This window comes from Collinsella aerofaciens (genome assembly GCF_039836695.1).
Taxonomy (GTDB): Bacteria; Actinomycetota; Coriobacteriia; order Coriobacteriales; family Coriobacteriaceae; genus Collinsella; species Collinsella aerofaciens_BD.
The window spans coordinates 61923-80818 of sequence record NZ_JBDPAC010000003.1 but is presented as its reverse complement, the minus strand read 5'-3'; the positions used below and the strand labels follow the sequence as shown (position 1 = coordinate 80818).

Sequence of the window (18896 nt, the reverse complement as noted above, 5' to 3'; positions counted from 1 at the left end):
CTATCATTCATCGGGTTGCTTCACGGCAACAGGTTTTTATCACGCACGCGCGGCTACTTCATACCGTGGTGCCCGGGCTTTGGTAGCACATGTCCGGGTTGGTTTTGGAGGATGACCCCGCGCGGAGGCAAACCACAGGAGGTTTAATATGGCTACCAAGATTAATATCCGCACCCTGCTCGAGGCCGGCTGCCACTTCGGTCACCAGACCCGTCGCTGGAACCCCAAGATGAAGCCGTTCATCTTCGGTGAGCGCAACGGCATCTACATCCTCGACCTCAAGCAGACCATCCTTGACGCCGATCAGGCCTACACCTTCGTCAAGAACGTCGCCAAGGGCGGCAACGTGCTGTTCGTCGGCACCAAGAAGCAGGCTCAGGAGGCCGTTAAGAACGCCGCTGAGCGCGCCAACATGCCTTACATCAACCAGCGTTGGCTCGGCGGCATGCTGACCAACTTCGTCACCATCCGCTCCCGCATCAACCGCATGGAGGAGCTCGAGGCCATGGTCGAGGATGGCCGCATGGCAGTGCTGCCCAAGAAGGAGCAGGCAGTGCTCGGCAAGGAGCTCGCTAAGCTCCAGACCAACCTCGGTGGCGCCCGCGACATGAAGGGTCTGCCCCAGGCTCTCTTCGTCATCGACACCAAGCGCGAGGAGAACGCCATCAAGGAGGCCCAGCGCCTGAACATTCCCGTCGTCGCCCTGATCGACACCAACTCCGATCCCGACGAGGTCGAGTACGGCATCCCCTGCAACGATGACGCCATCTCCGCTGTCACCCTTATGTGCGAGCTCATGGCCGACGCCTGCCTCGCTGGCTCCGGCAAGGAGCAGGTCTCCGAGGCCGAGATGGCCGCCGAGCCCAAGGCCGAGTAAATCAGTCCTATTTAAGTCTTTTTCATCTCTTTGAAAGGAACCACAATGGCCCAGATTACTGCCGCTATGGTCAAGCAGCTCCGCGAGATGACCGACTCCCCGATGATGGAGTGCAAGAAGGCTCTCGTCGAGGCTGACGGCGACATGGACGTCGCTGTTGACGTTCTGCGCAAGAACGGCCTCGCCAAGGCTGCCAAGAAGGCTGGCCGTGAGACCAACGAGGGCGCTGTCGCCGCGTTCGTCTCCGAGGACGGCAAGTCCGGCGCTCTGCTCGAGCTTTCCTGCGAGACCGACTTCGTCGGCTCCAACGCCAAGTTCACCGGCTTTGCTTCCAAGGTCGCCGAGGTTGTCGCTACCACCGAGCCGGCCGATGTCGATGCTCTTCTCGAGAAGCCGATGGGCGAGGAGACCGTTTCCTCCGAGCTCACCGAGATGATTCACATCATGGGCGAGAACATGAAGATCGCTCGTTTCTCCGCCCGCAAGGCCGAGAACGGCGCTCTCGCTTCTTACATCCACATGGGTGGTAAGATCGGCGTCCTCGTCGAGTTCGCTTTCGAGAAGGCCGAGACCGCTCAGGCCGAGTCCTTCAAGACCTTCGCTCACGACGTTGCCCTTCAGGTTGCCGCCGTCGCCCCGATTTGCGCTACCCGCGATCAGGTTCCGGCCGAGACCGTCGAGCACGAGAAGGAGATCTACATGGCTCAGGCTGCCGAGTCCGGCAAGCCCGAGGCTATCCAGGAGAAGATGGCTGTTGGCCGTCTGGAGAAGTTCTACAAGCAGTCCGTGCTCACCGAGCAGGAGTTCATCAAGGACAGCTCCCTCACCATCAAGAAGTATGCTGAGCAGGTCTCCAAGGAGCTCGGCGATAGCATTACCGTCGTTGCCTTCGACCGTCTGGTCCGTGGCGAGTAAATAAGCTCTTGTAGCTGGTAATGAGCAGGCTGTGGGTTTTACTCACAGCCTGCTTTTTCATGGCTCTTATCAGAGCCTTTGCTATCATATTGAGAGTCTAATTAAAGGAGGATCGCTTTGTCCGACATCCGATATAAACGCGTGCTTCTGAAGCTTTCCGGCGAAGCACTGATGGGCGACGGCCAATATGGTATCGACCCCAAGATTACCGACCATCTTGCCAAGCAGGTCAAGGAGCTGCTCGCCGTTGGCCATGAGGTCGGCGTTGTTGTCGGCGGCGGCAACATTTTCCGCGGCATGGCCGGCGCTGCTGGTGGCATGGAGCGCGCCCAGGCCGACTACATGGGCATGCTGGCAACCGTTATGAACGCGCTCGCCCTGCAGGATGCCTTTGAGCACAACGATGTTCCCTGCCGCGTGATGAGCGCTATCCAGATGAACGAGATCTGCGAGCCCTATATTCGCCGTCGCGCCATCAACCACCTTTCCAAGGGTAATGTCGTTATTTTTGCCGCCGGTTCGGGCAATCCGTACTTTACGACCGACACCGCCGCGGCTCTTCGTGCCTGCGAGATCGGTGCCGAGATTCTGATTAAGGCCACCAAGGTTGACGGCATCTACGACAAGGATCCTGTCAAGTGTTCCGATGCCGTCCGTTTTGACAAGATTACCTATCACGAGGTTCTCGTCCGCGGTCTGCAGGTTATGGATTCCACGGCCACGGCGCTGTGCCAGGATAACCGTATGCCGATTTTGGTCCTCAACATCGATGGCGAGGACACCGTCAAACGCGCGCTTTCGGGTGAGCCCGTCGGCACGCTCGTCTATCAGGAGGATTAAGCATGGCAGAGAACATCACCGCCCACATGGACAAGTCGCTCGAGTCCCTCAAGCACAACTTCTCCAAGGTTCGCACGGGCCGCGCCAACGCTAACATTCTGTCCGACATTTCGGTCGATTACTACGGTGTTCCCACGCCGGTTACTCAGGTTGCCGCCGTTAAGACCCCCGAGGCTCACATGCTGCTTATCGAGCCCTGGGACAAGGCGCTCGTCAACGCAATCGTGAAGGCTATCAGCGCTTCCGATCTGGGCATTACTCCCAACTCTGACGGTACCGTCGTGCGCCTGCCGTTCCCGGCTCCCACCGAGGAGCGTCGTCGCGAGCTCGTCAAGGAGTGCCGCGAGTATGCCGAGCAGGCCAAGGTCTCCATTCGCAACATCCGTCGCGACTTTAACAACAAGCTCGAGCGCGACGAAGAGCTCACCGAGGACGATGTCCGTCGCGAGCAGGCCAAGGTCCAGAAGTATACCGATGAGTATGTTGCCAAGGTTGAGGAGCTTCTGAAGGAAAAAGAAGCCGAGGTCATGGAGATCTAAGGTGCAATACGACGAGAACAAACTGGTCGAGTACTTTGCCGACGCCCCTGCGGGCGTCGGTTTTTCCGACCTTGACCTCAATAAGATCCCGCATCATATTTCGTGCATCATGGACGGTAACGGTCGCTGGGCCACGGCGCGCGGTCTTGCCCGCACCGAGGGACACAAGGCCGGTATCGTCTCCCTGCGCGAGATCATTACCGCATGCGTGCGTTTGGGCGTCGACGTCCTTTCGGCCTATGCGTTTTCCACCGAAAACTGGAATCGTCCGCAGCATGAGGTCAACGTTTTAATGCATCTGTTTGCTAAGACGTTTATCGATGAGCTGCCGCTGCTTAAGCGCGAAAACGTGCGCGTTGTCTTTTTGGGCGATATTTCCGCACTGCCCAAGAAGACCCGCGATGTCTTTGAGCGAGGTCTTGCCGAGTGTGCCGACCATACCGGCATGACGCTGGCACTTGCCGTCAACTACGGAGCCCGTGCCGAGATCACCCGTGCCGTCCGTCAGATTGCGCTCGACGCCGCTGCCGGCAAGATCGACCCTGCCGCCATCGACGATGATATGGTTGCCTCCCATCTCTACACCGCTGGGCTGCCCGATCCGGAGCTTGTGATTCGCACTTCCGGCGAGCTACGCCTTTCGAACTATCTGCTGTGGCAGGTTGCCTATTCCGAGTTTTATGTCACCGATACCTATTGGCCCGACTTTGATCGCTGGGGCCTTGTCGACGCCATTTTGGCCTACCAGGGCCGCGACCGTAGGTTTGGTGGACTGAGCAAGACCGAGGAGGCTTAATCGTGTCCGATCGTCCCAAGGCGTCTGCTCCCAAGACGTCAACTCCCAAGGCGCCTTCCGCCAAGAGCGGCGCGGCTACGACTTCGTGGTTGGCCGGCTTTATTACCCGCGCCGCCGCAGGTATCGTCTACGCCGTCGTGTTTATTCTCTGCTTGGTTTTGGGTATCGTTCCCACTGCCATCTTCGTCTCCGTCATGAGCGGCCTGTGCTGCTATGAGTTTTTCCGCATGACGAAGCTCGATGGCAAGGTGGCCAACGAGCGCCTGGGTATCGCTGCCGCCGTACTCTTTCCGCTGTCGGCGTTGGGCGATTCGATGTTGCTGAATGCCCTGCTTTTTGCCCTGATGCTCGCTGTGGGCATTTGGTATGTTTGGTCGCCGCGTACCCGCATCTCTGATGTGGCCGTGACGCTCATGGGTCCCATCTACACTGGCTTTATGCTGTCGGCTATCGTGCTGCTGCGCGATGCCGTGCCCGGTTTTGCCGGCGCCCTGCTTTCGGTGGGCGTTTGCGCGTCCCTTTGGGTCTCCGATTCGTTTGCCTACATCGTGGGTAGCCGTATCGGCAAGCACAAGATGGTCCCTAAGATTTCTCCCAAAAAGAGCTGGGAGGGCTTTGTCGGCGGCATCTTGGGCTCGGTTCTTATCTGGCTCATTTTGTGGGCGACGCATTTTTATAAGCTGAGCTTGCCCTACGCACTGCTGTGCGGCGTGGTTGTGTCCATCCTGGGCGTTATCGGCGACCTTATTGAGTCACGCATCAAGCGTGGCGTGGGCGTCAAGGATTCCGGCAACCTTATCCCGGGCCATGGCGGCATGCTCGACCGTAGCGACTCGCTTATCTTTGGCTGCATTACCGCGCAGCTGCTTTTGATGATCGGAGGCGTGCTGTAATGGCCTTTCAGACGACGTACGGCCCCGATGGGCGTCTTCGCGTTGCCATTCTGGGCTGTACGGGCTCTATCGGCACGCAGGCACTCGATGTATGCCGTCAGCATGCCGATCGACTGCAGGTGACGGCGTTGTCCGTTAACTCCAGCACTTCGGAGCTCGTTGCCGCCGCCCGCGAGTTTTCGGTCCCGGCCGTTGCCGTGGCCGACACCACCCACGGTGCGGACGCTGTACTGCAGGAGCTGCCCGAGGGCACCGAGCTCGGTGTTGGTGCGCAGGCGGTTTGTGAGCTCGCGCGTCGCGATGACGTCGACTGTGTCCTTGTTGCCATTGTGGGCGCTGCCGGGCTCGAAGCGAGCCATGCGGCCCTGACCTCGAACAAGCGTCTCGCACTTGCCAACAAGGAGTCTCTCGTTGTCGGCGGTGACCTGCTGATGCCGTTGGCGCAACCGGGTCAGCTAATTCCGGTCGACTCCGAGCACTCCGCCATCTACCAGTGCTATCTGGGGGAGAATCCGCGCGAGGCCCACTGCATCTGGCTTACTTGCTCGGGCGGTCCGTTCTTTGGCCGTACGCGCGACGAGCTCAATTGCGTGACGCGTGCCGATGCCCTCGCACATCCCACGTGGGCCATGGGTGCCAAGATCACCACCGACTCCGCCACCCTCATGAACAAGGGCCTAGAGCGCATTGAGGCCATGCATCTGTTTAACTGCGACCTCGATTTTATTAACGTGGTCGTGCAGCGTCAGTCCAAGATTCACTCTATGGTCGAGTTTGCCGACGGCTCCGTGATGGCGCATCTCGGTGCTTCCGACATGCGTATTCCCATCCAGTTCGCGTTCTCGTATCCCGAGCGTTGGGATACCCCGGCGCCTCGTATCGATTTCCGCGATCTGGGGCAGCTCACGTTTGATGCTGCCGACATGGATACCTTCCGCTGTCTGGCACTGGCCGAACGTGCCGGCAAGACAGGTGGCACCATGCCGTGCGTGCTCAATGCCGCCAACGAGGTCGCCGTCGATGCCTTCCTGCACGATGGCTGCAGCTTTACCGATATCGATTGCATTGTGGAATCCTGCATGGATGCCCACGATATGCAGGCGGTCGATTCGTTTGAGCAGCTTCGCGACATCGATGCGTGGGCGCGTGAAAAGGCTGCGCAGGTGCTCGCCGCAACCCGTTCCTAACCCATAAGGATTGCTTTTTCGTTTTATGGATACTGTTCTGAGCGTTCTCTCATCGGTCTTTTGGGGCCTGCTGATGCTTTCCGTCCTCGTGTTTTTGCACGAGGGCGGCCACTTTTTGGCGGCGCGTGCCTGCGGCGTCCGTGTGACCGAGTTCTTTTTGGGCCTGCCGTGCCGCTTTGACATCCATTACACGTCGCGTCGCATTGGAACCAAGTTTGGCGTGACCCCGCTGCTGCTGGGTGGCTACGCTGCCATTTGCGGTATGGATCCGACCGACGTCTCGTGTGCCGACCGCGTGCTCGCGGCTATCTATCGTCATGGTCGCGTGACCGTGGCCGACCTTGCTGTCGAGCTTGAGCTTTCCGAGGAGGATGTGCTCGAGGCATGCGCCCTGTTGCTGGGCTGGGGTTCCATCGCACCCTGGTATGAGGAAGGGGAGAAGCCCTCGCCGAGCTACTATCCCACCAAGTATCAGACGCTGCCGCGAGATGCGGCGGGTTACACCACCTTTGACGGCCGCCGTTTCGATCGAGAGCATGCGACTATCGAGGGCGATGTGTGGGAGCTGCCGTGCGGCGAAGCCGAGTTCCTTGCGCAAGAGCGTTCGCATACCTATTTGGGCCAGGGTTTTCTCAAGCGCGCCTTTATGCTGCTCGCGGGCATTCTCGTCAATATCCTGACGGGCTTTTTGCTGCTTATGAGTATCTATTCCATTGCGGGTGTCACCGTGCCGATGGATACCAACGTGATCGGTCAGGTTGACGAGGGGTCTATTGCCGCCAAGGCGGGTATCGAGGGCGGCGACGTGATCCTTTCGGTTGACGGAGTATCGTGCTCTTCCTGGATGGACGTTTACGATGCCATCGGCAAGGCTGCCGGTAAGGACGATATCGCCATCGAGTACGAGCGTGACGCCAAGCAGCATTCGACCGCGGTTGCGCTCAAAGAGGACGAGCGCCTAGGTGTGTATGCCTCTACACAGGTGGTCCGTTTAGACCCCATCACGTCGGCTCGCCTGTCGTTCTCCTATGTCGTGCAGACAGCGGAGGGCGTGATGCGCCTGCTCCAGCCGCAGCATACGATGGAGATTCTCGATCAGTCTTCTTCGATCGTGGGTATTAGCGTTATGTCCTCACAGGCTGCTGCTGCCGGCCCTGCCACGTTCCTTTCGTTTGCCGCCCTCATTTCGTTCTCGCTTGGCTTTATGAACCTGCTGCCCATCCCACCACTCGATGGCGGCAAGCTGGTCATTGAGATCATTCAAAAGATTGCTGGCCGCGAGCTTCCGCTCAAGGTCCAGACGATTGTGAGCTATGTGGGCATCGCGCTCTTTGCGCTGCTGTTTGTCTATATGCTTCGTTCCGACGTCCTTCGATTTATCCTGTAGGGGAGTGTTTGGATTGTCTTTATCCCATCCTTTGCCTCGCGAGTTGACGCGCCCCGTGCATGTGGGCGGTGTTCAGATCGGTGGCGGCGCGCCGGTGGTGGTCCAATCCATGACCTGCACCGATACCGCTGACGCCCAGGCAACGCTTGCGCAAGTGTGCGCGTTGGCGCAGGCTGGCTGCGATATCGTGCGTGTGAGCGTGCCCACCGAGGCCGCGATTGAGGGTTTCCGCACCATCTGTGCCGAGTCTCCGGTGCCGATTGTCGCCGATATCCACTTTAACCACAAGCTCGCCATTGGCGCCGTGGAGGCCGGTGCCGCTAAGCTCCGCATCAATCCCGGCAACATTGGCGATTGGGCCAAGGTCGATGCCGTGATCGATGCCGCGGGCGCCGCTGGGTGCGCGATTCGCATTGGCGTGAACGCCGGCTCGCTTGAGCAGGATATCGCCGAGCGCGATGACCTTACGCAGCCCGAAAAGCTTGTGATGTCGAGCGAGCGTTTCGTCAAACATTTTGAGGATCGCGGCTTTACCAATATCGTGCTTTCCGCCAAGGCTCATAGCGTGTCCACGACGCTTGACACCTATCGTGCCCTGTCGCGCGAAATCCCCCATGTTCCGCTTCATTTGGGCGTGACTGAGGCCGGAACCAAGCTCCAGGGCACCATTAAGAGCTCTGTGGGCCTGGGAATTTTGCTTTCCGAGGGCATTGGCGACACCATGCGCGTCTCGCTCACGGCCGATCCGGTCGAGGAGCCGCCGGTCGCCTGGGGTATCCTGCAGTCGCTGGGTCTTCGCCGCCGTGGCCCCGAGATCGTATCGTGCCCCACGTGCGCTCGCTGCCAGGTCAACCTCATTCCTATCGCCGAGGAGGTCACTGAGCGGCTTAAGAACTACTCCGCACCGCTTTCGATTGCCGTGATGGGCTGTGCGGTCAATGGCCCAGGCGAGGCTTCTGACGCCGACTTGGGCGTTGCCTGCGGACGAGGTCAGGGCCTGCTCTTTTCGCACGGCCAAATCATTGGTAAAGTAGCTGAGGACCAAATTGTCGACGCGCTTATGGCCGAGGTCGACAAGCTTATTGAGGAGAAATAAATGACTCGAGCAATGTATATGTCTAAGCTGTATGCTCCGACGCTCAAAGAGGATCCGGCCGACGCCGAGCTTGCGAGCCATCGCCTGCTGCTTCGTGCCGGCATGATTCGCAAGGAGGCCGCCGGTCTCTATTCCTATCTGCCGCTTGCTTGGCGCTCGATTCGCAAGATCGAGAACATCGTGCGCGACGAGATGGACGCTGCCGGCGCCCAGGAGGTCATGATGCCCATCATGGTCGATGCCGAGCTGTGGCGTGAGTCCGGCCGTATCGATGCCTATGGCAAGGAGCTCGTGCGCTTTGATGACCGCCACGGACGCGAGTTCGTGCTCGGTCCCACGCACGAGGAGACCGTGACTGCCCTGGTGCGCAACGAGCTGCGTTCCTACAAGCAGCTGCCGGTGAATCTCTATCACATCCAGGATAAATTTCGCGACGAGTTCCGTCCCCGCTTTGGCCTGATGCGCGGTCGCGAGTTCATCATGAAGGACGCCTACAGCTTCTCTGCCACGCAGGAGAGCCTGCAGGAGGAGTACGACAAGATGAAGCAGGCCTACGCCAACATCTGCGAGCGCTGCTACATCAAGGCCCTGCCCGTTGTCGCCGACTCCGGTGAGATCGGCGGCGATACCTCCGTCGAGTACATGGCGCTGGCCGACGCCGGCGAGGCTTCGCTGGTCTACTGCGACGATTGCGGCTTTGCTGCCGATGACGAGGCTGCAAGCACCAAGGTCGTTGTGACCGAGGGCCCCGGCGACGGCACACTCACCAAGGTCAAGACTCCGGGCATGGGCACCATCGAGGCTGTTGCCAAGTTCTTTGGGTTCCCCGAGAACGGCACGCGCAAGTCCCTGGCTCTCATTGACGCCGAGGGTAAGCCGGTTGTGGCTATCGTTCCGGGCGATCACGAGCTCAACGACTGCAAGGCTGAGCACGTCTTTGGCAAGGGCTATCGCATGATGACCGATGAGGAGCTCCAGACCTACGGTCTGCATAAGGGCTTTATCGGACCGGTTAACCTACCCGAGGGTATTCGCCTGGTCTGCGATGAGAGCCTGCGTGAGTCCAAGCAGTGGGCCTGCGGTGCCAACGAGGTCGATTATCACTTTACCGGCGCCTGCCCCGAGCGCGACTTTACCGTCGACGAGTGGGCCGACCTGGTGACCGTCGTTGCCGGCGATCCCTGCCCGCACTGCGGTAAGCCGCTCTCCGCTGCCCGCGGTATCGAGGTCTCTCAGGTCTTCCAGCTGGGCACTAAGTATTCCGAGGCCATGGGCGCCACCTTTATGGACGAGGATGGCAAGGAGAAGCCGCTCATCATGGGCTGCTACGGCGTTGGTGTGTCCCGCTCGCTTGCTGCGGTCGTGGAGCAGCACAACGACGAGCACGGTATCGTATGGCCGGTCTCCGTTGCCCCGTACGAGGTCGCGGTGATTCCGCTCGACCCCAAGAAGGAGGAGTGCGCTACCGTCTGCGACCAAATCGTCGAGGGTCTGTGCGCCGAGGGTATCGAGGTTGTCGTCGATGACCGTGACGAGCGTCCCGGCTTTAAGTTTGCCGACAACGACCTTATGGGCTTCCCGTATCAGGTCGTTCTGGGCAAGCGCGGCCTCAAGAATGGCACGGTGGAGCTCAAGGACCGTGCTACCGGCGAGCGTGAGGACGTGGCGATTGACGAGGTCGTCGCCAAGGTTGCCGAGCTGGTGAAGGCAGCACGCCGTTAATCTACGATTTCGCTTGTAGTTCGATATGCGGGACGGCCTCGCATTTCTCCAGATTGGGGAGATGCGAGGCCGCCCTTTTATCTTGCCGTCGTGCTCAATCGCTAAAAGAAAAACCCCACAGCCCATATGAGCTGCGGGGTTTTCTTTGTGCCTCCGATGCGAAATAAATCGCTCAGATATTACTGATAATCGACGACGTCGATCCAGTTCTTCAGGAACTCATCGTTCACGTTGCGCTTACGAGCGAGCTCGGAAGCGGCGACGATGCTCGTCCACTGACGCACGACCTGCATGGGCATGTCGGCGCGGTCGCAGTAGAGCTCCAGGTAGGCCTCGGCCTGGTCCTTGCTGTTGAGGGCAAAGAGCAGGTAGGTGGTGGCAACGTCGGCAGCAGGGGAGCCCTGGGTAGCGTGTGCCCAGTCGCACACATAGAGCTGGCCGTCGTCGCCGACGATGACGTTGGAGGGGTTGAAGTCGCCGTGGCAGACCTTGAACTCCTTGGTCATGCCGTCCAGACGCTCCTGAAGGTTGTAGCGCGTGGTGGCATTGAGCTGATCAAGGCTGTCGATCATGCGGGCGAACTTGTCGCGCTGACGGTTAAGCAGCGGGGAGGTGTAGCCGTGGATCTCGATCTGGAGGTCGACGAACATCTCGAGGTACTCACCAAAGCGCTGGGGCTCGGCAGTCATCTTCTCGGCAAGGGTGGTGCCCGGAACCTTCTCGGTCACGAGCGCCCAGCCGTTGGCGTTCTCGAGCTGGGAAACCTCGAGAGCCTTGGGGCTGCGGATGCCGCACTCATTGATGCGGGCAAGATTCAAAGCCTCGTTGAACACGTCGGAGACGGGCTTGGTCTCGTTAAAGACCTTGACGATCTTGTCGCCCAGGTCGTAAACGACCTTGTTGCCACGGCGGACGAGCTCGGTCTTGGAATCGGGTAGCAGCATGGTTGCATCCTTTCAACGATGCGATAGAAGCGACGGCGGGGGTGTGTGAAACACCCGTGCACCCCCGCCGTTAAAAACCGTGCTAGAACTAGCAGACGGCGTAATCCTGAGGCTCGCGGCCGTAGTAGGCGTCCAGGTAGAGCTCCTTGATCTCGCTCATGAGCGGGTAGCGCGGGTTAGCGCCGGTGCACTGGTCGTTGAATGCCTGCTCGGTCATCTCGTCGAGGGTGTCGAGGAAGTACTGCTCGTCAACACCGTACTCAGCGATGGTGTGCTTGACACCGATGAAGTCGCAGAGCTCGGTGAGCTTGGTGATGAAGTTCTCGAAGACCTCACGGTCGTCCTTGCCGTCGATGCCGCAGTAACGAGCCATCTCGGCGTAGTTGTGCAGCGCGTTGGGGTAAGGATACTGAGAGAAGGTTCCCATCTTGACAGGAGCCTCGGCGGCGTTGTAACGCATGACGCGGGTCAGGATGACTGCGTTTGCGAGGCCGTGGGGCAGATGGTGGAAAGCGCCGAGCTTGTGGGCCATGGAGTGGTTGAGGCCCAGGAAGGCGTTACCGAATGCCATACCGGCCATGCAGGATGCGTTGTGCATCTCCTCGCGAGCGTGCGGATCCTTGGCACCGTTGGTGAAGGAGCTCGGGAGGTTCTCGAAGACGAGCTTTGCGGCGCGCTCGGAGAGGCCCTTGGTGTAATCGGAAGCCATGATGGAGACGTAGGACTCGATGGCGTGGGTCATGACGTCAATACCGGAAGCTGCGGTGAGGCCCTTCGGGGCGGTCATGCAGTTGTCAGCGTCGACGATTGCCATGTTGGGGAGCAGCGCGTAGTCGGCGAGCGGCCACTTGATGCCGGTCTCCTTGTCGGTGATGATGGCGAACGGCGTGCACTCGGAGCCAGTGCCCGAAGAGGTCGGGACGGCGACGAAGTAAGCCTTCTTGCCCATCTCGGGGAAGGTGAAGATACGCTTGCGGATGTCCATGAAGTCCATGGCCATGTCCTCGAAGTTCGCCTCGGGGTGCTCGTACATCATCCACATAATCTTGCCGGCGTCCATTGCGGAACCGCCGCCAACGGCGATGATGACATCCGGCTCGAAGAGCGTCATCTGCTTGGCGCCGCGACGTGCGCACTGCAGGGAGGGATCGGGCTCAACGTCGTAGAAGCAGTCGTGAGCGATGCCCATCTCATCGAGCTTGGCCTCGATGGCACGCGTGTTGCCATTCTTGAAGAGGAACTGGTCGGTAACGATGAAGGCGCGCTTCTTGCCCATTACGGTGCCGAGCTCGTCGAGTGCGACGGGCGTGCAGCCCTTCTTGAAGTAGACCTTCTCGGGTGCGCGGAACCACAGCATGTTCTCGCGGCGCTCTTCCACGGTCTTGACGTTGATCAAGTGCTTCACCCCAACGTTCTCGGAGACGGAGTTGCCACCCCAGGAGCCGCAGCCCAGGGTTAGAGACGGCTTCATGCCGAAGTTGTAGAGGTCACCGATGCCGCCGTGCGAGGACGGGGTGTTGATGACGATGCGGCAGGCCTTCATGACGTGCTGGAACTTAGCGATCTTCTCGCTCTGTGCCGGGTGCACGTAGAGAGAGGCGGTGTGGCCCGGGCCACCTGCGAGGACGAGGTGCTCTGCCTTGTCAACGGCCTCCTGGAAGTCACTGGCGTGATACATAGCGAGGACCGGGGAGAGCTTCTCGTGGGAGAACTCTTCCTTCTCGGGATCGGTGGAGGTGACCTCGGCGATCAGGATCTTGGTCTTGGCGGGAACCTCGATGCCGGCGAGCTCGGCGATCTTGGCGGCAGCCATGCCGGGGATGCGGTGATCGAGAGCGCCGTTCTTGAACATGGCGGCACGCAGGGCCTCCATCTCGGCACCCTGCTTGACGAAGTAGCAGCCGCGCTTCTGGAACTCGGCCTTGACCTGGTCATAGATGGTGTCGATGACGGTCACGGACTGCTCGGAAGCGCAAATCATGCCGTTGTCGAAGGTCTTGGAGTGGATGATGGAGTTGACGGCGACCTTGATGTCCGCGGTATCGTCGATGATGACCGGGGTGTTGCCGGCGCCGACGCCGAGTGCGGGCTTACCGGAGGAGTAAGCAGCCTTGACCATGCCCGGGCCACCGGTTGCGAGAATGATGTCGACGTCGCGCATGACCATGTTGGTCAGCTCGATGGACGGCTTGTCGACCCAGCCGATGATGCCCTCAGGAGCACCGGCCTTGACAGCTGCGTCGAGAACGAGCTTGGCGGCGGCGATGGTGCACTTGGCGGCTGCCGGGTGCGGGGAGATGATGATGGCGTTACGGGTCTTCAGGCAGATGAGCGTCTTGAAGATGGCCGTGGAGGTCGGGTTGGTGGTCGGGATGACAGCGCCAACGATACCGATCGGCTCGGCGACCTTGGTGATGCCGTAAGCGTCGTCGCGCTCGATGACACCGCAGGTCTTGGTGTTCTTGTAAGCGTTGTAGATGTACTCAGCGGCGTAGTGGTTCTTGATGACCTTGTCCTCGAGAACGCCACGGCCGGTCTCCTCGATGGCGAGCTTGGCCAAAGGAATACGAGCCTTGTTGGCGGCCATAGCAGCCTCGTAGAAGATCTTGTCTACCTGCTCCTGAGTGTACTCAGCGAATTTAGCCTGGGCCTCACGCATAGATTTGAGTTTGGCCTCAAGCGCCTCCACGTTGTCCACGATGGCGGGAGTAGTGTTTTCCGGTGACTTTTTCACCATTTGTGTCTCCTTGCGATCGGAGATTTACCCTACAAGATGCATGATAGCAAGAAATAATTCGGTGAACGGGCAGATTCCCGTAAAAGACAAACTAAAACGCTTCAATCAAATGAACCGTTTCAACTAAATCTATCTGCCTGCTGCATCGCCCCACTCATTGGGGACAGACTTACATGAGTGCTTTCACTCATTGGGGACAGACATCGATTTGCTATTTTGCCGTTCTTAACCTATTTTTGCCGCTCATTGGATATAAATAGGTCACAGGCTCAGCATTTCGCGTTCCTTCTCTCCTTTTAGGTGTTGCCTGTTCAGTTTTTGAAAGGAGAGATTATGCCTCGATGTGCCCGCGCCGTTTCGCTCACCGGTTATTACCACGTGTTTGACCGTGGTAACTCTAAACAGATTATTTTTGAAGATGACTCTGACCGATATCGTTTCTTATCGGACATCTCGGACAGGTTCGCGCACCATAAAGTGGCGGTGTTGGCTTGGTGCCTTATGGACAATCACTTCCATTTGATGGTTGATGACCCATTTGACAATCTTTCAAAGGCAATGCAGTGTGCGCTGACGGCGTATGCCAAGTATTTCAATGGGAAAACGGGGAGAACAGGCCATCTGTTTGACAATCGCTATTCACGGGTCGCGGTCGAGTCGGACACGCAGGCGGTACAGCTGCTCGATTATATCCATCTCAATCCCGTGAAAGGTGCGCTCGACTCGCTCGAGGCGTACCGCTGGTCAAGCTACAAGGCATATCAGCTGGGCTATGATCCCTTTGACATCTGTGACGCGGCTCCTATGCTCGATATCGTCGGAGGCTCCCGTTGCTATTGCGAGCATCTCAAGGAAGTTGCCGGGCGCACTTGGTCAGTGGAGGTTCTTCCACGCCGGCGGATCCCCGATGAGGAGGCCCTTTCCATTGCGCACGAAGTCCTGCCGAGCATAGATCCTGCGCTGCTCAAGGCCCTGCCACGCCCCGATCGCGATGCCTGTCTGCTGAGGCTCAGGCGGGCACATCTCACGGTCAAGCAAATTGCCCGTATCACCGGCATCGGCGCTACAAGCGTAACCAAGGCCACCGCGGGCTGGAACGAGGCGGCGTGAGGTACGTACTGGTGACGATCGAAGCACCGTGAGTTCGTCGATGCACTGTGAGCTTTGGAAAGCACTCATCTAAGTCTGTCCCCAATGCGTGAAAACACTCATGTAAGTCTGTCCCCAATGCGTGAAAACACTCATGTAAGTCTGTCCCCAATGCGTGAAAGCACTCATGTAAGCCTGTCCCCAATGCGTGAAAGCACTCATGTAAGCCCGTCCCCAATGAGCGCAAAAAGGCGCCCTCTACAAGAGAGGGCGCCTTTGGTAAGTTCTATGTGAACGCGAGGTCTTTGACCCGGAGAGTCCGAGGTACTTGTTGGTAAGACCTTATTTAGGAGCGCGCAACCTTGCCGGACTTGAGGCAGGTGGAGCAAACGTTCATCTTGCGACGGTGACCATCGACGACGACGTAAACGCGCTGGATGTTGGGGCGGAACTTACGGTTGGTGACGCGGTGAGAGTGGCTGATGGAGCGACCGGCAACGGGGTGCTTACCGCAAACTTCGCAAACTTTGGACATAACTGACCCTCCTTGGGCGACAAACGAACATGTCGCGTTAACAAACAAGCCTGAACTATAGCACAGAAGCAGCTCCCTGTGCGTAATCTACACAGAGATATTTCTCTTTTGGCGATAGTGCCCACGCCACGGCCCTGGACGTAGATCCGATTTGCGTGCAGCAGAGGGGATTATGCCAGCTCGTGTGTGCGTTTTCAAGCTCGTCCCACAAATATATATAGGTTTATTGAGCATTGGGCTCCGTTTACGGATTGCTCTGTATTTATGCTCGCAATTAAGCTCGAGGTTGGCTACACTATCCCTTGACCATTAAAGGGGTACGAGATACCCACATGGAATTACATAGCTGCCAAAGAGCAGCCCTTCCTGTGGGTGTCTGGTCCGCTTTGAGCGGTCGGGCATCTATTTTTTTGACTGTGTCAGCAGTCAAGACATGTGAGGAAGGAGATCGATGGGCACGACTTCCCCCAAGGCGGTCATCATGGACGAGACCGCCGTCAATCGAGCGATGACCCGCATCGCGCACGAGATTCTCGAGCGCAACGAGGGCTGTGAAGACCTCGCTCTGGTCGGCATCGTCACGCGCGGCGACCTTCTGGCAAATAAGCTCGCCGAGGAGATCAAGGAGATCGAGGGCGTCGACGTTCCGCTCGGCAGCCTCGACATCAGCTTCTACCGCGATGACTACGCTACCAATTTCGCTCCCGCGATCCACGCCACCAACATTCCCTTTAGCGTCGACGGCAAGCGCGTCGTGCTGGTGGACGACATCCTGTATACGGGCCGTACCATTCGCGCCGCTCTCGACGCCGTCATGGACTTGGGCCGTCCGAGCCGTATTGAGCTGGCAGTCCTCGTTGACCGCGGCCACCGCGAGCTCCCCATCTCGCCGGACTTTGTCGGCAAGAACGTTCCCTCGTCGCATGAGGAGAACGTGCACCTATATATGAAGGAAGTCGACGGCCACACCGCCGTCGAGATTAACGACGTCGCGCCGGGTTCCCACGTGGGCTCCGCGCCGCTGGGAGGTGAGTAGTACCGTGGCGTTCAACCATAAGCACCTGATCGACATTACCGAGTACTCCGAAGAGGACATTAAGCTCATCCTCGAGACCGCCAAGGCGTTCTCCGAGGTCAACGAGCGTGCGATCAAGAAGGTCCCCACGCTCAAGGGCAAGACCATCGTCAACATGTTCAACGAGCCCTCGACGCGCACCCGCAGCTCCTTCGAGCTCGCCGAGAAGCGTCTTTCGGCCGACAGTCTTAACTTTGGCGGCTCCTCGACCTCCACGGTCAAGGGTGAGAGCCTCGTCGACACCGTCGAGACCCTCAACGCCTATAAGATCGACTGCATCGTCGTTCGCGATAAGCACGCCGGTGCTCCCTACATCGTCACGCAGAACTCGCCCGCAAGCGTCATCTGCGCCGGTGACGGCAAGCACAACCATCCCACGCAGGCCTTGCTCGACCTGTACACCATCTGGGAGCACAAGGGTGACTTCCACGGTCTGAAGGTCGCCGTCGTCGGCGATATCGCCCACTCCCGCGTGTGCGGCTCGCTGATCCCCGCCCTTAAGATCATGGGCTGCGAGACCTACGCCGTCGCCCCCGGCACGCTGCTGCCGCCGGCGCCCGAGGTCCTGGGCTGCGACCACGTGACGAGCGACCTCGATTCCGTCCTGCCCGAGCTGGACGTCGTCTACATGCTGCGCGTGCAGCAGGAGCGCCTCGAGGGTGCCCCGTTCCCGACCATTCGCGAGTACCACAAGCTCTTCGGCCTGACCAAGGACCGCGAGAAGCTCATGAAGCCCGATGCGATCATCTGCCACCCGGGCCCCATCAACCGCGGCGTTGAGTTCGACTCCTATATGGCCGACCACCCGCAACGCTCCGTCATCCTGGAGCAGGTCTACGCCGGTATCTGCGTGCGTATGGCTATCCTGTATCTGCTGCTTGGAGGTGCCGATAATGGCCTTGCTTCTTAAGAATGCCCACGTCGTCGACCCGTCCGTCGAGCTTGACGGTGTCGTTGACGTCCTGATTGACGGCGACAAGATCGCCGAGGTCGGCGAGAATCTCGCCGTCGAGGGAGCCGAGGTCCGCGACCTTTCCGGCAAGTACCTCGTCCCTGGCCTGGTGGATATGCACGTTCACCTTCGCGAGCCCGGCTATGAGGTCAAAGAGGACATCGAGAGCGGTACCCGCGCAGCTGCCAAGGGCGGCTTCACCGGCGTGTGCGCCATGCCCAACACCGATCCCGTCACCGATAACGGCACCGTCGTGGAGTTCGTCAAGTCCCGCGCTGCCGAGGTCGGTCACTGCCGCGTCTATCCGTCGGGCGCCATGACCCGCGGCCTTAAGGGCGAGGCTATGTCCGAGATGGGCGATATGGTCGCCCACGGCGCCGTCGCCTTTACCGACGACGGTCGCGGCGTACAGGGCGCGGGCATGCTCCGTCGCTGCATGGACTACGGCAAGATGTTCGGCAAGGTCTTTATGAGCCACTGCCAGGACGAGGACCTGGTCGGCCACGGCCAGATCAACGAGGGCAAGGTTTCGACCCGTCTGGCCCTCGAGGGCTGGCCGGCTGCCGGCGAGGAGCTCCAGATCGCTCGCGACATCGAGATCGCTAAGCTGACCGGTGCCAAGCTGCACATCCAGCACATCTCCACCGCCCATGGCCTGGAAATCGTGCGTGCCGGTAAGGCCGCTGGCGTTCAGGTTACCTGCGAGGCCACCCCGCACCACATGTTCCTGACCGAGAACGACCTGGACGAGACCTACAACACCTCGCTCAAGGTCAACCCGCCGCTGCGTACCGAGGAGGATGCCGAGGCTATCCGTCAGGGCGTCATCGACGGTACCGTCGACGTTATCGTCACCGATCACGCTCCCCACACCCCGTGGGAGAAGGCCCGCGAGTTCGAGCTTGCGCCCTTTGGCATGATCGGCCTCGAGACCTCGCTGTCGCTTGTACTTACCGAGCTGGTCAACACGGGCAAGATGAGCATGGGCCGCATGGTCGAGCTCATGGCCATCAAGCCGCGTGAGATCCTGGGCCTCGACCAGGTTCAGGTCAAGGCGGGCTCCGTTGCCGATCTGACCGTGTTCGACGCGTCCGCCACCTGGACGGTCGGCGAGGACGGTTACGAGTCGCGCGCCGAGAACTCCGGTTTCGCCGGCCGCACGCTCACCGGTCGTGCCACCGATGTGTTTGTCGGCGGCAAGCAGACGCTCGCCGACGGCTGCATCTGCTAGCATTGCCTTATCGCTTATGTGCGCGGCGCCCTTGCGGTGCCGCGCTTTCTGTTCGTTTTGACCATGCAACCGCATGGGGGA

Annotated in this window: 17 protein-coding genes; 14 read left to right on the top strand and 3 right to left on the bottom strand. The window is 59.4% G+C overall.

Translation table 11 applies throughout. The features are described 5' to 3' along the window. Window positions 1-148 precede the first annotated feature (148 nt). From rpsB to ABG996_RS02515, 10 genes are all read left to right on the top strand, one after another. Window positions 149-877, top strand: coding sequence for a 30S ribosomal protein S2 (gene rpsB, locus ABG996_RS02560; RefSeq protein ID WP_055285135.1), 729 nt, complete (start codon window positions 149-151; stop codon window positions 875-877). Between the two features lie 45 nt (window positions 878-922). After that, complete coding sequence (gene tsf, locus ABG996_RS02555; protein ID WP_347478515.1) at window positions 923-1792, top strand: translation elongation factor Ts; 870 nt, start codon at window positions 923-925, stop codon at window positions 1790-1792. Between the two features lie 117 nt (window positions 1793-1909). Continuing rightward, window positions 1910-2632, top strand: coding sequence for a UMP kinase (gene pyrH / locus ABG996_RS02550; protein ID WP_347478514.1), 723 nt, complete (start codon window positions 1910-1912; stop codon window positions 2630-2632). Window positions 2633-2634: 2 nt separating this feature from the next. Next, a complete protein-coding gene (frr, locus tag ABG996_RS02545; protein ID WP_347478512.1) occupies window positions 2635-3171 on the top strand; it encodes a ribosome recycling factor in 537 nt (178 codons plus the stop codon). A 1-nt stretch (window position 3172) separates the two neighbouring features. Then, on the top strand, window positions 3173-3967 hold the full coding sequence (gene uppS / locus ABG996_RS02540; RefSeq protein ID WP_329738172.1) for an undecaprenyl pyrophosphate synthase: 795 nt from the start codon (window positions 3173-3175) through the stop codon (window positions 3965-3967). A gap of 2 nt (window positions 3968-3969) precedes the next feature. Further along, entirely contained in the window at window positions 3970-4860 is an 891-nt protein-coding gene (locus ABG996_RS02535; RefSeq protein WP_347478511.1) for a phosphatidate cytidylyltransferase, read from the top strand. After that, a complete protein-coding gene (dxr, locus tag ABG996_RS02530; protein ID WP_347478510.1) occupies window positions 4860-6047 on the top strand; it encodes a 1-deoxy-D-xylulose-5-phosphate reductoisomerase in 1188 nt (395 codons plus the stop codon). The genes ABG996_RS02535 and dxr overlap by 1 nt, the downstream gene beginning before the upstream one ends. A gap of 25 nt (window positions 6048-6072) precedes the next feature. Then, entirely contained in the window at window positions 6073-7434 is a 1362-nt protein-coding gene (locus ABG996_RS02525; RefSeq protein WP_347478509.1) for a M50 family metallopeptidase, read from the top strand. A 13-nt stretch (window positions 7435-7447) separates the two neighbouring features. After that, entirely contained in the window at window positions 7448-8530 is a 1083-nt protein-coding gene (ispG, locus tag ABG996_RS02520; protein ID WP_347478508.1) for a flavodoxin-dependent (E)-4-hydroxy-3-methylbut-2-enyl-diphosphate synthase, read from the top strand. Next, window positions 8531-10252 carry a proline--tRNA ligase gene (locus ABG996_RS02515; protein WP_347478507.1) on the top strand — a complete coding sequence of 574 codons (1722 nt, stop codon included), beginning with the start codon at window positions 8531-8533 and terminating at the stop codon, window positions 10250-10252. Between the two features lie 179 nt (window positions 10253-10431). Here the strand turns inward: ABG996_RS02515 and ABG996_RS02510 are convergent, their stop codons facing one another. Beyond that, window positions 10432-11196: an aminoglycoside phosphotransferase family protein gene (locus ABG996_RS02510; protein WP_006236119.1), complete on the bottom strand. Its 765-nt coding sequence runs from the start codon at window positions 11194-11196 to the stop codon at window positions 10432-10434. Between the two features lie 88 nt (window positions 11197-11284). After that, window positions 11285-13933, bottom strand: coding sequence for a bifunctional acetaldehyde-CoA/alcohol dehydrogenase (gene adhE / locus ABG996_RS02505; protein WP_347478505.1), 2649 nt, complete (start codon window positions 13931-13933; stop codon window positions 11285-11287). A gap of 333 nt (window positions 13934-14266) precedes the next feature. Between adhE and ABG996_RS02500 the strand changes: the two genes are divergently transcribed. Further along, the gene (locus ABG996_RS02500) at window positions 14267-15043 is read left to right on the top strand and encodes a transposase (RefSeq protein ID WP_347478503.1); all 777 of its coding nucleotides are present in this window, start codon (window positions 14267-14269) and stop codon (window positions 15041-15043) included. Window positions 15044-15368: 325 nt separating this feature from the next. Here the strand turns inward: ABG996_RS02500 and rpmB are convergent, their stop codons facing one another. Beyond that, window positions 15369-15557 (bottom strand): 50S ribosomal protein L28, encoded by a 189-nt coding sequence (rpmB, locus tag ABG996_RS02495; RefSeq protein WP_022094725.1) that lies wholly within the window; start codon window positions 15555-15557, stop codon window positions 15369-15371. 451 nt (window positions 15558-16008) lie between these two features. Between rpmB and pyrR the strand changes: the two genes are divergently transcribed. Genes pyrR through ABG996_RS02480 form a run of 3 tightly spaced genes read left to right on the top strand, consistent with a single transcriptional unit; the run spans window position 16009 to window position 18815 of the window. Continuing rightward, window positions 16009-16593 carry a bifunctional pyr operon transcriptional regulator/uracil phosphoribosyltransferase PyrR gene (pyrR, locus tag ABG996_RS02490; RefSeq protein ID WP_347478502.1) on the top strand — a complete coding sequence of 195 codons (585 nt, stop codon included), beginning with the start codon at window positions 16009-16011 and terminating at the stop codon, window positions 16591-16593. A 4-nt stretch (window positions 16594-16597) separates the two neighbouring features. Next, window positions 16598-17542: an aspartate carbamoyltransferase catalytic subunit gene (locus ABG996_RS02485; protein ID WP_035138537.1), complete on the top strand. Its 945-nt coding sequence runs from the start codon at window positions 16598-16600 to the stop codon at window positions 17540-17542. Continuing rightward, window positions 17526-18815, top strand: coding sequence for a dihydroorotase (locus ABG996_RS02480; protein WP_161161343.1), 1290 nt, complete (start codon window positions 17526-17528; stop codon window positions 18813-18815). The genes ABG996_RS02485 and ABG996_RS02480 overlap by 17 nt, the downstream gene beginning before the upstream one ends. Window positions 18816-18896: the final 81 nt, after the last annotated feature.

What these genes read in the sequence shown, in the direction of transcription:
- ABG996_RS02480 (WP_161161343.1), top strand. Translation starts at nt 17,526, where the DNA reads ATGGCCTTGCTTCTTAAGAATGCCCACGTCGTCGACCCGTCCGTCGAG.
- rpmB (WP_022094725.1), bottom strand. Translation starts at nt 15,557, where the DNA reads ATGTCCAAAGTTTGCGAAGTTTGCGGTAAGCACCCCGTTGCCGGTCGC.
- frr (WP_347478512.1), top strand. Translation starts at nt 2,635, where the DNA reads ATGGCAGAGAACATCACCGCCCACATGGACAAGTCGCTCGAGTCCCTC.
- dxr (WP_347478510.1), top strand. Translation starts at nt 4,860, where the DNA reads ATGGCCTTTCAGACGACGTACGGCCCCGATGGGCGTCTTCGCGTTGCC.
- adhE (WP_347478505.1), bottom strand. Translation starts at nt 13,933, where the DNA reads ATGGTGAAAAAGTCACCGGAAAACACTACTCCCGCCATCGTGGACAAC.
- ABG996_RS02500 (WP_347478503.1), top strand. Translation starts at nt 14,267, where the DNA reads ATGCCTCGATGTGCCCGCGCCGTTTCGCTCACCGGTTATTACCACGTG.
- ABG996_RS02510 (WP_006236119.1), bottom strand. Translation starts at nt 11,196, where the DNA reads ATGCTGCTACCCGATTCCAAGACCGAGCTCGTCCGCCGTGGCAACAAG.
- ABG996_RS02525 (WP_347478509.1), top strand. Translation starts at nt 6,073, where the DNA reads ATGGATACTGTTCTGAGCGTTCTCTCATCGGTCTTTTGGGGCCTGCTG.
- ABG996_RS02515 (WP_347478507.1), top strand. Translation starts at nt 8,531, where the DNA reads ATGACTCGAGCAATGTATATGTCTAAGCTGTATGCTCCGACGCTCAAA.
- tsf (WP_347478515.1), top strand. Translation starts at nt 923, where the DNA reads ATGGCCCAGATTACTGCCGCTATGGTCAAGCAGCTCCGCGAGATGACC.
- pyrR (WP_347478502.1), top strand. Translation starts at nt 16,009, where the DNA reads ATGGGCACGACTTCCCCCAAGGCGGTCATCATGGACGAGACCGCCGTC.
- rpsB (WP_055285135.1), top strand. Translation starts at nt 149, where the DNA reads ATGGCTACCAAGATTAATATCCGCACCCTGCTCGAGGCCGGCTGCCAC.